Consider the following 13687-nt stretch of genomic DNA (forward strand, 5'->3'; position numbering starts at 1 on the left):
GTCGCTTAGGCGGGTGTCCGTGAAACAGGGGCAAGATCACCAGCGATCACACGCACATGGGCGGTCCACACGACGGCTCGATCGTGGATATCAGCGCGCCCGACAAGGCACAGAACGACAAGATGACGGCGCTCGCTTCGGCGCAGGTGTTCTTCAGTCGTCCTCGCACGCTGTTTCCACGTTCGACCGAGGCCGACTATCGCGAGCTGGGCAGCCTGTTCAGCCCCTACTGGCAGGCGCGTCTCGTGGAGACGCCCGCCACCGCCCGCGCCGAGGTGTTCGGCGCCGACATGATCCCTTGAAGGAATCGCTCCACGATGATGATCCGTTGCGCTCGCCTAACTCTCGTCCTTGCCGGTAGCCTCCTGGCGGCCTGCTCATCGTCCGCCAGTTCCGATACAGACAGTGATGCGCCGGTTGCCGACAACATGCCGACGCTCCATCTGGAGCAGACCATCTTCATGACCTCGAGCGGCCAGCCTCAGGAAGAGATGGCATATCGCAAGATGCTGGCCGATTGCCAGGCTGCCGGAGAGCCGATAACGCCGGTGCCGCCTTCCGAGATAGGCAGGATCGGCCGGAAAAAGGTCGCTCAGACGGTCGAGGCACATCGCTGGAGCCGCCGTGTGGATGCCTGGAAAGTCGACGTGTCCCGGCCCTGCCAGTTTGTCCTCAAGCAGACCAGCGAGCAGGAGATCACCACGTCGGAGGGCAAGTCGTACAAGGTCGACCTGGCGACGGGGCAGGGCGACGTGCAGGACGTGGGTTCACCGCAGCCGAATGGCCCGGTCGACGATGGCGACCTCGACGCCGTGGCTGCCGGCGCTGGCTGGAAGCGCGAGGGCAAGTCGCAGGCGGCGGGGCAGGCCTGCGATGTCTGGGTCGCGCCGGCGGGCGATCGTTACTGCGTATGGAGCGGTGGCACGCAGTGGGGCTATTCGCGTTCGGGCATCAATGCATTGGACGGCGATGGTGAATCCAGCGGTGGCGCGATCGTGCTGCAGGCGACGCCGCCAGCGGCCAATTTCGGCTGGAATGTGCAGACCGATACGTTCACCGTCGGCAAGGCAGCCGACGAGTCGACGTTCGCGATCCCAGCCAACGCCAAGATCACCGCGAGCAACTGAGGACGAGGTGGAGGCAGGTCATGAGCGGAGCGAAATCGGGCAAGAGATCCAGCAGTGAAGCCGGTCTGCGTCACCAGCGTGGGCAGAGCCTGATTGAGATGGCGATTGCCTGCATCGTGCTCGTGCCGATGTTTCTCATGATCAGCCTGCTGGGCAAATACATGCATGTGCGACAGGAGGCGCAGGCTTCCGCGCGCTCCGCGGCCTGGGCCGCATCGGTCAGTCACGAGATGGTAGACCGCAACGGCGGCCTGCCTGCTGTCGCACCGCAGGAAGCGCGCATGCGCGTGCAGCAGTTCGGCGATACAAGCACGCGGTTCCGCAGCACCACGGTCTCGCTGTCCCGTCTCGACGACCCGATGCTAGCCACGTTCGCCGGTCGTGATCTCGTGCTGGTGAAGAACGTGAAGCTCAGCCGGTACGAAAACAACGAGTCGCCCGCGCCAGGGACCAAGTTGATCGACCGACTCGGTGCGATCGGCGGTGCGATCGGCCTGGACGGCATTCCACCGGATCGTCGAGGCTACATTACCGCGGAAGTGAATGCGCGCACGGAAAAAATCGTCGGCAACGATGGCTCCCGGCTGACGATGATGGATCCACTCGACAGCCTCGACCTCGACTTCCACGGCAAGACCGTCCTCCTCGCGGACACGTGGGACGCCCGCGGTTCCGGCGAGGACGACAAAGGGGAGGGAAGGAACGACATCGTCCGCACCGTACGCCACACGGTGAAGCCGTTGTCGCCGATGAGCACATTGCCCGACAAGCTGCTCGACACGCTCCACGACGTGACGCAGATCATCGACAAGATTCCGCTGATCGGCACCTTGTTCGGCATCAACGGCTGGTACCCGGGCAAGACCGCGCCGGACATCGTTCCTTCCGACAGGCTGGTGCGCGATGGTCGCAGGTAATCGCCTTCTCATAGCGGTTGGCCTGGCCTGGGTGCTCATGCCACGGCAGGGCGTTGCCGCCAATTGGCCCTCGGTCGAGATGCCCGACGGGATGGAGGTGGCGAGCGTCGCCACGCGCATGGTCTTTAACGGCAGCGACCTGCGAAGCCAGGTTTTCCGCTCGACGCTGCCGTCCGATCGCCTGCTCGCTTGGTACGCCAGGGAATGGGGCGGAAAGTCGGTGCTCAACGACGTCGCCGGCTGGCAGGTGATCGGCCACAAGGTTGGCGAATACTACGTCACTGTCCAGGTGCAGAGTGATGGCGCCGGCAGCCGCGGCGACATTGGCATCGTGCGGATACCTCCACCGGGCACTCGGCCCAGGCCGGTCGGCGAAGGTTTCGCACGTCCGTCCGACACGGTGGTGCTCAACGACATCATTTATCCCGACGACGCTGTACCTGCACGTACGCTAGCCATGGCCAATCGGCTGTCACCAGCGCAGAACGCGGCGTGGTATCGCGATCGTATGGCGAGCGAAGGCTGGAAGCCGGCGCAACGCAACGACTGCGCCGACGGGGCGGCGGGCTGCATGCTTGCCTACGAGCGGGGCGGTGCACGGCTAGTTATAGCGATGACCAGCGACGATGGCCAGTCGAGCAAGAGCGCCGACACCATCTTGGCATCCGTCGCTCGCGCCGCGGCCAAACTTACTTAATATTATTTATGAGACACTACACTAGGGTGGGCTGACAAGGTTAAACCCTCCGGCGGCATTGCTCGGGGTTACAGGCCCGGGCATCCCTGTGGCTAAATGCAGGGTTCGCGATCATCGATGGAGACACGGAACCATGCGCATGGCATCGAGACTCGGCACCGGTTTGCTGCTGGCGGCGGCCGCCGCCACCGGATGGGCGGCCGAGCCCAGTGTGCAGCAGGTGCGCGAGCTGCTCGAGGCGATGCACATGCAGCAGAGCCTGACCCAGATGAACACCCAGGTCGCCGGCACCATGCAGCAGCGCCTGCCCTGCGTGCCGGTCAGCTACTGGCAGAGTTTCATCAACGAGCAGGGCGCCAAGGCGGTGGTCGAGCGCATGGTGCCGGCCTACCAGCACCACTTCACCGCCGAGGAGATCGACGGGCTGCTGAAGTTCTACCGTTCCCCGCTGGGGCAGAAGGTGCTCACCGAGATGCCCGCCGCGATGGCCGAGGGCTCGGCGGCGGGGCAGGACTGGGGGCGTGAGCGCACCCGCAACATGCTGCAGACGCTGCAGCAGCAGGGCACGCTGGATACGCAGGGGCGCTGCCCCGGCACCGCGGTCCAGGCCTCGGCGGGCGAGGACGACGACGAGGCCGTCGGCGCCGCGGCGGCCGTGGCCAAGCCCCAGCCGGCCACCCGGCACCCCAAGGCCGCCGCCAAGCCCGCGGCCACGAAAGCGCACAAGGCGCCGGCCAGGTCCCGCAAGGCGCCAGCCAGGACGAAGCCGGCGGCCGCACCGGCCAAGGCCGCCTCCACGGCCAAGCCGGCGTCGACGTCGAAGCCGGCGCCCAAGCCGGCCGCGACCCCGGCCTCCGGGACGTGAAGCCGGAAGGGTGGTCAGGAATTGACCAGCGGCGGCGGGATTGGCTAGAATCCGCAGTTCGCTACAGCCAGTCTGGGCGAAACCCAAGAGAATAACGACAGAAGGGATATTCCCATGAGTTACGCAGTCATCAAGACCGGTGGCAAGCAGTACCGGGTGCAGCAGGGCGACGTCCTGCGCGTCGAGCTGCTGAACGCCGAAGAAGGCGCCACCGTGAGCTTCGACCAGGTGCTGCTGGTCGGCGAGGGCGAGTCGATCACCGTCGGCGCGCCGACCGTGGCCGGCGCCACCGTCAGCGCCACCGTGCGCAAGCACGGCCGTGCCGACAAGGTGCGCATCGTCAAGTTCCGCCGCCGCAAGCACTTCAAGAAGCAGCAGGGCCACCGCCAGCACTTCACCGAAGTCGAGATCACGGGCATCAACGCCTGAACTAGCCGGAGTAAAGAGTCATGGCACATAAAAAAGGCGTAGGTTCGTCCCGCAACGGTCGCGATTCCAACCCCAAGTACCTGGGTGTGAAGATCTACGGCGGCCAGGCCGTCGAGGCCGGCAACATCATCGTGCGTCAGCGCGGCACCAAGTTCCATGCCGGTACCGGCGTGGGCCTGGGTCGTGACCACACCTTGTTCGCCCTGGTCGACGGCACCGTCGAGTTCAAGACCCGCGGCGAGCACAACCGCAAGTTCGTCAGCGTCGTCAAGGGTTGATCAGCCCTTCCGGCGTTGCTGCGAAGGCCCCGCTCCGGCGGGGCTTTTGTTTTGGCGGCGGGAATCGGGCATGGAGAATAGGGAATGGCAAGAGCGCTTCGCTTACCCTGTGCTTCCCCGCCGTCCTGACGCCGCGGCTTTCCGATTCCCTTCTCCCTATTCCCGATTCCCAGCGCAGCCTATGAAATTTGTCGACGAAGCCATCATCAAAGTCCAGGCCGGCGACGGCGGCAACGGCTGCATCAGCTTCCGGCGCGAGAAGTTCATCCCGTTCGGCGGCCCCGACGGTGGCGACGGCGGCAGCGGCGGCTCGGTGTGGCTGGTGGCCGACGAGGGCCTCAACACGCTGATCGATTTCCGCCACCAGCGCAGTTTCAAGGCACAGCGCGGCCAGAACGGCATGGGCAGCGACATGTACGGCAAGGGCGGCGGGGACACCGCCATCCGCGTGCCGGTGGGCACCGTGGTGACCAATGTCGACACCGACGAGGTGATCGGGGACTTGACCCAGCACGGCCAGCGCCTGCTGGTGGCCGAGGGCGGCAAGGGCGGCCTCGGCAACATCCACTTCAAGAGCTCCGTGAACCGTGCGCCGCGCAAGGCCACGCCGGGCACGCCCGGCGAGGTGCGCGAGCTCAAACTAGAGCTTAAGCTGCTGGCTGACGTGGGCCTGCTCGGCTTTCCCAATGTCGGCAAGTCCACCTTCATCCGCGCGGTGTCCGCCGCCACGCCGCGCGTGGCCGACTACCCCTTCACCACCCTGCATCCGAACCTGGGCGTGGTGCGGCTGGGCACCGACCAGAGCTTCGTGGTCGCCGACATCCCGGGGCTGATCGAGGGCGCGGCGGAGGGTGCGGGCCTGGGCATCCAGTTCCTGCGCCACGTGGCGCGCACGCGGCTGCTGCTGCAGGTGGTGGACATGGCGCCGATCGACGGCTCCGATGTGGTCGAGCAGGTGCATGCGATCGAGCAGGAGCTGGCCAAGTTCGACCCGGAGCTGCTCGACCGCCCCCGCTGGCTAGTGCTCAACAAGGCCGACGTGCTACCCGAGGACGAGCGCCAGGCCGTGGCCGAGGGCATCGTGCAGCGCCTGGGCTGGACCCGGCCCTGGTTCGTGGTCTCCGCGATCGCCCGCGAGGGCACGCTGGCGGTGTGCCAGCAGGTGCAGCGTTTCTTCGAGGCCCAGCATGCGGCGCACGAGGAGCGCACCGACATGCTGCCGGGCGACGTGCGTCGGCGCGGGGAAGGGGCGGTGGAATAAGGCGACGCCGCCGACTCGTTCGCGGACCGAAAAACGGCGGCCATGCGGCCGCCGTTTGCTTTGCAGCCGCCATGCCGGTGCGGCGTGGCTCTGGCTCCAGGTATTTACCGGGGCAATAAAAAAACCGGCTTTCGCCGGCTCGGTTCCCTTGAGTGCTAAAGCCGGCTCTCGCTGGCCCACTTTCCTTTGAAAACAGAAAAGCTGGCTTTCGCCGGCCCGCTTTCCTTTGAAAACAGAAAAGCCGGCTTTCGCCGGCCCGCCTTCCTTTGAAAACAGAAAAGCCGGCTTTCGCCGGCTTTTCCGCCAACCCGAATTCACCTGGTCGCCGGCTTACGCCAGCTCGCGGATCTTCGCGTTCAGGCGGCTCTTGTGGCGAGCGGCCTTGTTCTTGTGGATCAGGCCGCGGGCGGCGTAGCGATCCATCACCGGCTGGGCGGCGGCGAAGGCTTCCACGGCGGCAGCCTTGTCCTTGGCCTCGATGGCCTTGACGACCTTCTTGAGGGCGGTGCGCACCATGGAGCGGGCGCTGACGTTGCGCAGGCGGCGCTGCTCGGACTGGCGCGCACGCTTCTTCGCGGACTTGATGTTGGCCAAGGTAGGACTCCGAAAAAATGGCTTGGGCTGGAAAAAGGCGATAATTATGGGGTGATTCACCCGTTGCGTCAACCGCTTGGCGTGGCCACCTGCGGTCCGGCGGCTGGCTGCGGCCCGCCCGCCGCCATCTTTGCGCCATGGCGGCGCTGTCTATCGGGCTGCCCCGGCTGTCACACTAGGCGCTTTGGCGCGGCGCGGCCGCGACGGATCGAAGGTACCGCAGACGCATGAAGTCCCCCAGCATGTTACGTGGGCTGCTCTCGTTCAGCAGCATGACGATGGTCTCGCGCGTGCTCGGCCTGGTGCGCGACATGTCCATCAGCGCGGCCTTCGGCGCCAATGCGGCCACCGATGCGTTCTGGGTGGCCTTTCGCATTCCCAACTTCATGCGCCGGTTGTTCGCCGAGGGCTCGTTCTCCACCGCCTTCGTGCCGGTGTTCACCGAAGTGAAGGAGAAGGGCAGCCATGCCGAGCTGAAAAACCTGATGGCGCGCGTCTCCGGCACGCTCGGCGGTGTGCTGCTGGTGGTGACGGCGCTGGGGCTGATCTTCGCGCCGCAGGTGGCCGCGCTGTTCTCGCAGGGCGCGGCGGACACGCCGGAGAAGTTCACGCTGACCACGCAGCTGCTGCGGCTGACCTTCCCGTTCCTGCTGTTCGTGTCGCTGACCGCGCTGGCCGGCGGTGCGCTCAACAGCTTCCACCGCTTCGGCCTGCCGGCGCTGACGCCGGTGATCCTCAACCTGTGCATCATCGCCGCCTCGTGGTGGCTGGCGCCGCGGCTGGCGGTGCCGATCCTGGCGCTGGGCTGGGCGGTGCTGGCGGGCGGCATCCTGCAGTTGGCGTTCCAGTTGCCGGCGCTGCGCGGGCTGGACCTGCTGGCCCTGCCGCGCTGGGGTTGGCGCCACCCGGACGTGCGGCGCATCCTCACGCTGATGGTGCCCACGCTGTTCGGCTCCTCGGTGGCGCAGATCAACCTGTTGCTCGATACGGTGATCGCCTCCTACCTGATCACCGGCTCGCAGAGCTGGCTGTCGCAGGCCGACCGCTTCCTCGAACTGCCGCTGGGCGTGTTCGGCGTGGCGCTGGGCACGGTGATCCTGCCGGCGCTGTCGCGCCATCACGTCACCACCGATCGGGACGGCTTCTCCAAGGCGCTGGACTGGGGCCTGCGCACCACCTTGCTGATCGCGGTGCCGGCGATGTTCGGCCTGATGCTGCTGGCCGAGCCGCTGGTGGCGACGCTGTTCCAGCACGGCGCGTTCCGGCCATTCGACACCCGCATGGCGACCTACTCGGTGACCGCGCTGAGCTTCGGCCTGCCGGCGTTCGCCCTGGTCAAGGTGCTGCTGCCGGCGTTCTACGCGCGGCAGGACACGCGCACGCCGGTGCGTGCCGGCGTGGCCTCGCTGGTCGCCAACATGCTGCTCAACGTGGTGTTCGTGGCGGCGTTGTTCGAGCTGTGGGCCGTGCCGGCGCAGCGGCAGGCGCCCTGGCTGCAGGCGCTGGCCCAGGTGCCGGGGCTGCACCTGGCGCTGGGCATGGCCAGTGCGGTGGCCGGCTACATCAACCTCGGCCTGCTCTGGCGCTCCCTCCGTCACGCCGGCGTGTACCGGTGCGAGCCAGGCTGGGCGCGGCATGGGCTGCGGCTGGCGCTGGCCTGCGCGGCGATGGTGGCGGTGCTGCTGGCCGGGCGCTGGCTGTGGCCGGACTGGGAGGTGGACTGGTTCACCCGCGTGTGGCATCTGGCCACCCTGGTGGCGGCCGGCGCGGCGACCTACCTGGCAGTTCTGTTTGCCGCAGGCTTCCGGCTGCGCGAACTGCATGCCGCATGACCGCTATACTCGCCCGATGATGAGACTCTCCCGGGATGTCGCGGGGCCCTGTCTGGCTCCCGGCGGCAGTGTGATTGCGGTCGGCGCCTTCGACGGGCTGCATCGCGGCCACCAGGCCTTGCTGGCGCAGGTGCGCGCTCGTGCGCAGGCGCTCGGCTGCGCGCCGGCGGCGGTGAGCTTCGAGCCGCTGCCGCGGGCCTATTTCTCGAAGGAGCCGGTGCCGCGCCTGTCCAGCGTGCGCGAGAAGCTGCGCGGCTTCGACGCCGCCGGCATGGCGCACGCGCTGCTGCTGCGCTTCGACCGCGCGCTGACCTCGATGCCGCCGGAGGATTTCGTGCGCCGCGTGCTGGTCGAGCGGCTGGGCGCGCGCGAGGTGTGGGTGGGCGGCGATTTCCGCTTCGGCCACAAGCGGGCCGGCGACGTCGCGCTGCTCGAGCAGCTGGGCCAGCAATGGGGCTTCGCCGTGCGGGTGATGCCGCCGGTGCTGCTGGACGGCGCGCGCGTGTCCGCCAGCCGCATCCGCATGCTGCTGGCGGCGGGCGAATTCGCCGGCGCCACCGCGCTGCTCGGGCGGCCGTTCGTGATCGAGGGCAAGGTGGAATACGGCAACCAGCTCGGCCGCGAGTTGGGCTACCCCACCGCCAACATCCACCTGCGCGAGCGCGTGAGCCCGGTGCACGGCATCTTCGCGGTGCGTGTGGGGCTGGGCGAGGGCGAGTGCAGCTGGCCGGGCGTGGCGAGCCTGGGCATCCGCCCCACCGTCAACGAGGTCGCCGAGCCGCTGCTGGAAGTGCACCTGTTCGATTTCGAGGGCGACCTCTACGGCCAGCGCATGGCGGTGGAGTTCGTCGCCAAGTTGCGCGACGAGTTGAAGTTCGACGGGCTGGACGCACTCAAGGCCCAGATCGACCACGACGCCCGCTCGGCCCGCGAAATACTGGGCATGAACCCGCGGCTGATCGAAGCCCACTTGAATTGAGGCGCCGCCACGTGGCCCCGAACCCTCCGATGGCATCCAGGCAATGAGCAAGGACTACAAGAACACCATCAACCTGCCGCAGACGGCCTTTCCGATGCGCGGCGACCTGCCCAAGCGCGAGCCGGGCTGGCTGGCCGAGTGGGAGCGCGTGGACCGCTATGCGCAGATCCAGGAAAAGACCGCCGGGCGGCCGATGTTCGTGCTGCACGACGGCCCGCCGTACGCCAACGGCGCGATCCACCTGGGCCATGCGATCAACAAGATCCTCAAGGACGTGGTGACCAAGTCCAAGTTGCTGGCCGGCTTCCACGCACCCTACGTGCCGGGCTGGGACTGCCACGGCATGCCGATCGAGATCCAGATCGAGAAGCAGTTCGGCAAGGGCCTGCCGCCGGAGGAGGTGCAGCGCAAGGCGCGCGCCTACGCCACCGAGCAGATCGCCAGGCAGAAGGCCGACTTCAAGCGCCTCGGCGTGCTGGGCGAGTGGGACCGGCCCTACCTCACCATGAACCCGGCCAACGAGGCCGGCGAGATCCGCGCACTGGCCGAGCTGCTGCGCAAGGGCTACATCTATCGGGGCCTGAAGCCCGTCAACTGGTGCTTCGACTGCGGCTCGGCGCTGGCCGAGGCGGAGGTGGAGTACGAGGACAAGACCGACATGGCCATCGACGTCGGCTTCGCCTTCGACGATCCGGCCGCGGTGGCCAGGGCCTTCGGCCTCGACGCATTGCCCAAGCCCAACGGCCAGATCGTGATCTGGACCACCACGCCCTGGACCATCCCCGCCAACCAGGCGCTGAACCTGCATCCGGAGTTCAGCTACAGCCTGGTGGATACGCCGCGCGGCCTCCTGATCCTCGCCACCGAGCGCGTCGAGGCGTGCCTCAAGACCTACGGCCTCGAGGGCCGGGTGATCGCCTCGGTGCCGGGCCAGGCGCTGGGCGAGCTGCGCTTCCGCCATCCGCTGTACGCGGTGGACCCGGGCTACGCGCGCACCGCGCCGGTGTACTTCGGCGACTACGTGACGCTGGACACCGGCACCGGCGTGGTCCACTCGGCACCCGCCTACGGCGTGGAGGACTTCGTCTCGTGCAAGGCGCACGGCATGACCGACGCCGAGATCATCAACCCGGTGATGGGCAACGGCGTCTACGCCTCGTCGCTGCCGCTGTTCGGCGGCCAGTTCCTGTGGAAGGCCAACCCCAGGGTGGTCGAGGCGCTGGAGCAGGCCGGTTCGCTGCTGCACCAGCACCAGTACACGCACAGCTACATGCACTGCTGGCGGCACAAGACGCCGATCATCTACCGCGCCACCTCGCAGTGGTTCGCCGGCATGGACATCGTGCCCCGGGACGGCGGCAAGACGCTGCGCGAGAGCGCGCTCGAAGGCATCGAGGCCACCGAGTTCTTCCCCGCCTGGGGCAAGCAGCGCCTGCACAACATGATCGCCGAGCGGCCGGACTGGACGCTCTCGCGCCAGCGCCAGTGGGGCGTGCCGATGGCCTTCTTCGTGCACCGCGAGACCGGCGAGCTGTATCCGCGCACGCCCGAGCTGCTGGAGCAGGTCGCCGAGCGGGTGGAGCAGGGCGGCATCGAGGCCTGGCAGAGCCTGGACCCGCGCGACCTGCTGGGCGAGGAGGCCGCGCAGTACGAGAAGAACCGCGACACGCTGGACGTGTGGTTCGACTCCGGCACCACCCACTGGCACGTGCTGCGCGGCTCGCACGCCGACGTGCTGCGCTTCCCGGCCGACCTGTACCTGGAAGGCTCGGACCAGCATCGCGGCTGGTTCCATTCCTCCCTGCTCACCGCCTCCATGCTCGACGGCCAGCCGCCGTACAAGCAGCTGCTCACCCACGGCTTCACCGTGGATGCGCAGGGCCGCAAGATGTCCAAGTCGCTGGGCAACGGCATCGAGCCGCAGGACATCATGAACCGCCTGGGCGCGGACATCCTGCGCCTGTGGGTGGCCTCCACCGACTACCGCAACGAGATGTCGCTGTCGGAGGAGATCTTAAAGCGCGTCAGCGACAGCTACCGGCGCATCCGCAACACCGCGCGCTTCCTGCTCGGCAACCTCGACGGCTTCGACCCGGCCACACACCTGCTGCCGGTGGCCGAGTGCCTGCCGCTCGACCAGTGGGCGGTGGGCCTGGCCTACGACACCCAGCAGGCGGTGATCGCCGCTTACGCGCGCTACGACTTCGCCGAGATCGTGCAGCGCGTGCAGAACTTCTGCACCACCGAGATGGGTGCGCTGTATCTGGACATCACCAAGGATCGCCTCTACACCATGCCGACCGAGAGCCTCGGTCGGCGCAGCGCGCAGAGCGCGATGTACCGCATCGCTGAGGCACTGGTGCGCTGGCTGGCGCCGGTGCTCTCCTTCACCGCCGAGGAAATCTGGCAGGACCTGCCGGGCGAGCGCGGCGAGAGCGTGCTGTTCGAGACCTGGTACGAGGGGCTGGAGGCGGCGCAGGGCTCGCCCGAGCAGCGCCGCTGGTGGGGCGACCTGCTGGCCATCCGCGACACCGCCGCGCGCGTGCTCGAGGGCATGCGCAAGGACGGCAAGATCGGCGCGGCGCTGGAGGCCAAGCTCGCCATCCACGCCGATCCGGTCCTGGCGGAGCGCTATGCCGCGGCGGCGCCGGAGCTGCGCTTCTTCTTCATCACCTCCGAAGCCACGCTGGCGCCGCTCGCACCGCGCCCGGACGACGCGGCCCAGGTGGAACTGGCCGACGGCGAGGCTTGGGTGAGCGCCACGGTGAGCGAGGCCGCCAAGTGCGTGCGCTGCTGGCACCGCCGCGACGACGTGGGCAGCCACCCCGAGCATCCCGAGCTGTGCGGCCGCTGCGTGGAGAATGTAGACGGCCCCGGCGAGCAGCGCCGTTGGTTCTGAGCGCCGCACGATGACGACGACGCCCAAACCCAACGCCCTGGCCTGGCTGCTGCTCTCGGCCGTGGTGATCGTGTTCGACCAGCTGAGCAAGCTGTGGGCGCTCTCGGCCTTGCAGCCGGGCGTGCCGCACCCGGTGGTCCCGGGCCTGCTCAACTGGACGCTGGCCTTCAACACCGGCGCGGCCTTCAGCTTCCTGGCCGGCGCCGTCGAGGGCTGGCAGCGCTGGTTCTTCGTGGCGCTGGCGGTGGCGATCAGCGCGGTGCTGGCCGGCTGGCTGTGGCGCACGCCGCGGCGCGACTGGCGCACCGCGGCGCCGGTGGCGCTGGTGATCGGCGGTGCGCTGGGCAATCTGATCGACCGCCTGCACGCGGCCCAGGTCACCGACTTCATCCACGTGCACTACTACGACGCCTGGAACTACCCGGTGTTCAACCTCGCCGACTGCGCGATCACGGTGGGCGCGGTGCTGCTGGTGGCGTTCGGGCTGCTCGCCGGCAGGCCGGCGGGCGGCGTGCGATAATCCGTCCGTTCGTCGTTCCTGCAAAGGCCGGAGAGGCTTCGTCACGGCGATGCCGCCCAGCCCGCGATCCGGCCGGCCCGGCCTTCGCCGACGGGCGATGACATAACACTTGGCTTTCACCGAGATCGACCCGCCTTGGACATCCTGCTCGCCAATCCCCGTGGTTTCTGCGCCGGCGTGGACCGCGCCATCGCCATCGTCGAGCGCGCGCTCGAGGCCTACGGCGCGCCGATCTACGTGCGCCACGAGGTGGTGCACAACCGCTACGTGGTGGACAAGCTGCGCGCCGGCGGCGCGGTGTTCGTGGAAGAGCTGGACGAAGTGCCGGACGACGCCACCGTGATCTTCAGCGCCCACGGCGTCTCCAAGGCCGTGCGCGAGCAGGCCGCGCAGCGTGGGCTCAAGGTGTTCGACGCCACCTGCCCGCTGGTGACCAAGGTGCACATGGAGGTGGCGCGCCTGGGCCGCATCGGGCGCAGCGTGGTGCTGATCGGCCACGCCGGGCACCCGGAGGTCGAGGGCACCATGGGGCAGTGGAACCCGGCCAGCGAAGGCGAGATCCTGCTGGTCGAGTCGGTGGAGGACGTCGCCCGGCTCGTGCCCAAGTACCCGCACCAGCTCTCCTACGTCACCCAGACCACGCTCTCGGTGGACGACACCAAGGCCATCATCGAAGCGCTGCGCGCAGCCTTCCCGGACATCGAAGGCCCGCGCAAGGACGACATCTGCTACGCCACCCAGAACCGCCAGGACGCCGTGCGCCAGCTGGCCGAGGCGGTGGACCTGATGCTGGTGGTCGGCTCGATCAACAGCTCCAACTCCAACCGCCTGCGCGAGCTGGCCGAGAAGCAGGGCGTACGCGCCTACCTGATCGACGGTGCCGAGCACATCGAGCGCAGCTGGCTCGACGGCGTCGACCGCATCGGCCTCACCGCCGGCGCCTCGGCCCCGGAGAAGCTGGTGCGCGACGTGATCGCCCGCCTGCAATCCTGGGGCGCCGGCGCGGTGCGCGAACTGGACGGCGAGCCCGAAACCATCACCTTCGCCCTGCCGAAGGAACTGCGCCTGACCGAGAGCGGCCCGCTCGCCCGCCTCTGACGCGAGGGTAAGAGGCGGCAACGAAAAAGGCCCGCAGCGATGCGGGCCTTTTTCGCGTAACTGGTGCCGGAAATAGGAATCGAACCTACGACCTACGCATTACGAATGCAACCTATTGATCTAGGTTACGAATTGTGACGGCATGCTGTCAATTCAACAACTTGGCGCGCTTTAGGGATGCTCTGATCTAT

General features: G+C 67.9%; 14 protein-coding genes. 13 read left to right on the forward strand and 1 reads right to left on the reverse strand.

Features of this window, described 5'->3' with window-relative positions; all coding sequences use genetic code 11:
• Nucleotides 1-56 precede the first annotated feature (56 nt).
• The 8 genes from ACH65_RS14770 (at nucleotide 57) to cgtA (ending at nucleotide 5574) form a co-directional block, all read left to right on the forward strand.
• Nucleotides 57-302 (forward strand): hypothetical protein, encoded by a 246-nt coding sequence (locus ACH65_RS14770; RefSeq protein ID WP_049623382.1) that lies wholly within the window; start codon nucleotides 57-59, stop codon nucleotides 300-302.
• Nucleotides 303-317: 15 nt separating this feature from the next.
• Nucleotides 318-1127 carry a hypothetical protein gene (locus ACH65_RS14775; RefSeq protein WP_049623383.1) on the forward strand — a complete coding sequence of 270 codons (810 nt, stop codon included), beginning with the start codon at nucleotides 318-320 and terminating at the stop codon, nucleotides 1125-1127.
• A 20-nt stretch (nucleotides 1128-1147) separates the two neighbouring features.
• Entirely contained in the window at nucleotides 1148-2044 is an 897-nt protein-coding gene (locus tag ACH65_RS14780; RefSeq protein ID WP_064504875.1) for a TadE/TadG family type IV pilus assembly protein, read from the forward strand.
• Nucleotides 2031-2741 carry a hypothetical protein gene (locus ACH65_RS14785; RefSeq protein ID WP_049623385.1) on the forward strand — a complete coding sequence of 237 codons (711 nt, stop codon included), beginning with the start codon at nucleotides 2031-2033 and terminating at the stop codon, nucleotides 2739-2741. The genes ACH65_RS14780 and ACH65_RS14785 overlap by 14 nt, the downstream gene beginning before the upstream one ends.
• A 139-nt stretch (nucleotides 2742-2880) precedes the next feature.
• Entirely contained in the window at nucleotides 2881-3606 is a 726-nt protein-coding gene (locus ACH65_RS14790) for a DUF2059 domain-containing protein (RefSeq protein ID WP_237561536.1), read from the forward strand.
• Between the two features lie 114 nt (nucleotides 3607-3720).
• The gene (gene rplU, locus ACH65_RS14795; protein ID WP_049623387.1) at nucleotides 3721-4035 is read left to right on the forward strand and encodes a 50S ribosomal protein L21; all 315 of its coding nucleotides are present in this window, start codon (nucleotides 3721-3723) and stop codon (nucleotides 4033-4035) included.
• 20 nt (nucleotides 4036-4055) lie between these two features.
• Nucleotides 4056-4313 (forward strand): 50S ribosomal protein L27, encoded by a 258-nt coding sequence (gene rpmA / locus ACH65_RS14800; protein ID WP_049623388.1) that lies wholly within the window; start codon nucleotides 4056-4058, stop codon nucleotides 4311-4313.
• A gap of 181 nt (nucleotides 4314-4494) precedes the next feature.
• Entirely contained in the window at nucleotides 4495-5574 is a 1080-nt protein-coding gene (cgtA, locus tag ACH65_RS14805) for an Obg family GTPase CgtA (protein ID WP_049623389.1), read from the forward strand.
• 330 nt (nucleotides 5575-5904) lie between these two features.
• On the opposite strand, the gene rpsT is transcribed toward cgtA, so the two are convergent.
• Nucleotides 5905-6168 (reverse strand): 30S ribosomal protein S20, encoded by a 264-nt coding sequence (gene rpsT / locus ACH65_RS14810; RefSeq protein ID WP_017460878.1) that lies wholly within the window; start codon nucleotides 6166-6168, stop codon nucleotides 5905-5907.
• A 242-nt stretch (nucleotides 6169-6410) separates the two neighbouring features.
• Here rpsT and murJ point away from each other — a divergent pair, with 242 nt between their 5' ends.
• From murJ to ispH, 5 genes are all read left to right on the forward strand, one after another.
• A complete protein-coding gene (gene murJ / locus ACH65_RS14815) occupies nucleotides 6411-8000 on the forward strand; it encodes a murein biosynthesis integral membrane protein MurJ (RefSeq protein WP_202594225.1) in 1590 nt (529 codons plus the stop codon).
• 16 nt (nucleotides 8001-8016) lie between these two features.
• Nucleotides 8017-8979, forward strand: a complete 963-nt coding sequence (locus tag ACH65_RS14820) for a bifunctional riboflavin kinase/FAD synthetase (RefSeq protein ID WP_049623391.1) — start codon at nucleotides 8017-8019, stop codon at nucleotides 8977-8979.
• 43 nt (nucleotides 8980-9022) lie between these two features.
• The gene (gene ileS / locus ACH65_RS14825; protein ID WP_049623392.1) at nucleotides 9023-11878 is read left to right on the forward strand and encodes an isoleucine--tRNA ligase; all 2856 of its coding nucleotides are present in this window, start codon (nucleotides 9023-9025) and stop codon (nucleotides 11876-11878) included.
• 10 nt (nucleotides 11879-11888) lie between these two features.
• Nucleotides 11889-12398, forward strand: a complete 510-nt coding sequence (gene lspA, locus ACH65_RS14830) for a signal peptidase II (protein ID WP_049623393.1) — start codon at nucleotides 11889-11891, stop codon at nucleotides 12396-12398.
• 135 nt (nucleotides 12399-12533) lie between these two features.
• Nucleotides 12534-13496, forward strand: a complete 963-nt coding sequence (ispH, locus tag ACH65_RS14835; protein WP_049623394.1) for a 4-hydroxy-3-methylbut-2-enyl diphosphate reductase — start codon at nucleotides 12534-12536, stop codon at nucleotides 13494-13496.
• The last annotated feature ends 191 nt before the right edge of the window (nucleotides 13497-13687 follow it).

Origin of the sequence: Frateuria defendens (genome assembly GCF_001182895.1) — a bacterium.
Lineage (GTDB): Bacteria > Pseudomonadota > Gammaproteobacteria > Xanthomonadales > Rhodanobacteraceae > Frateuria_B > Frateuria_B defendens.

What these genes read in the sequence shown, in the direction of transcription:
- ACH65_RS14770 (WP_049623382.1), top strand. Translation starts at nt 57, where the DNA reads ATGGGCGGTCCACACGACGGCTCGATCGTGGATATCAGCGCGCCCGAC.
- ACH65_RS14775 (WP_049623383.1), top strand. Translation starts at nt 318, where the DNA reads ATGATGATCCGTTGCGCTCGCCTAACTCTCGTCCTTGCCGGTAGCCTC.
- ACH65_RS14780 (WP_064504875.1), top strand. Translation starts at nt 1,148, where the DNA reads ATGAGCGGAGCGAAATCGGGCAAGAGATCCAGCAGTGAAGCCGGTCTG.
- ACH65_RS14785 (WP_049623385.1), top strand. Translation starts at nt 2,031, where the DNA reads ATGGTCGCAGGTAATCGCCTTCTCATAGCGGTTGGCCTGGCCTGGGTG.
- ACH65_RS14790 (WP_237561536.1), top strand. Translation starts at nt 2,881, where the DNA reads ATGGCATCGAGACTCGGCACCGGTTTGCTGCTGGCGGCGGCCGCCGCC.
- rplU (WP_049623387.1), top strand. Translation starts at nt 3,721, where the DNA reads ATGAGTTACGCAGTCATCAAGACCGGTGGCAAGCAGTACCGGGTGCAG.
- rpmA (WP_049623388.1), top strand. Translation starts at nt 4,056, where the DNA reads ATGGCACATAAAAAAGGCGTAGGTTCGTCCCGCAACGGTCGCGATTCC.
- cgtA (WP_049623389.1), top strand. Translation starts at nt 4,495, where the DNA reads ATGAAATTTGTCGACGAAGCCATCATCAAAGTCCAGGCCGGCGACGGC.
- murJ (WP_202594225.1), top strand. Translation starts at nt 6,411, where the DNA reads ATGTTACGTGGGCTGCTCTCGTTCAGCAGCATGACGATGGTCTCGCGC.
- ACH65_RS14820 (WP_049623391.1), top strand. Translation starts at nt 8,017, where the DNA reads ATGATGAGACTCTCCCGGGATGTCGCGGGGCCCTGTCTGGCTCCCGGC.
- ileS (WP_049623392.1), top strand. Translation starts at nt 9,023, where the DNA reads ATGAGCAAGGACTACAAGAACACCATCAACCTGCCGCAGACGGCCTTT.
- lspA (WP_049623393.1), top strand. Translation starts at nt 11,889, where the DNA reads ATGACGACGACGCCCAAACCCAACGCCCTGGCCTGGCTGCTGCTCTCG.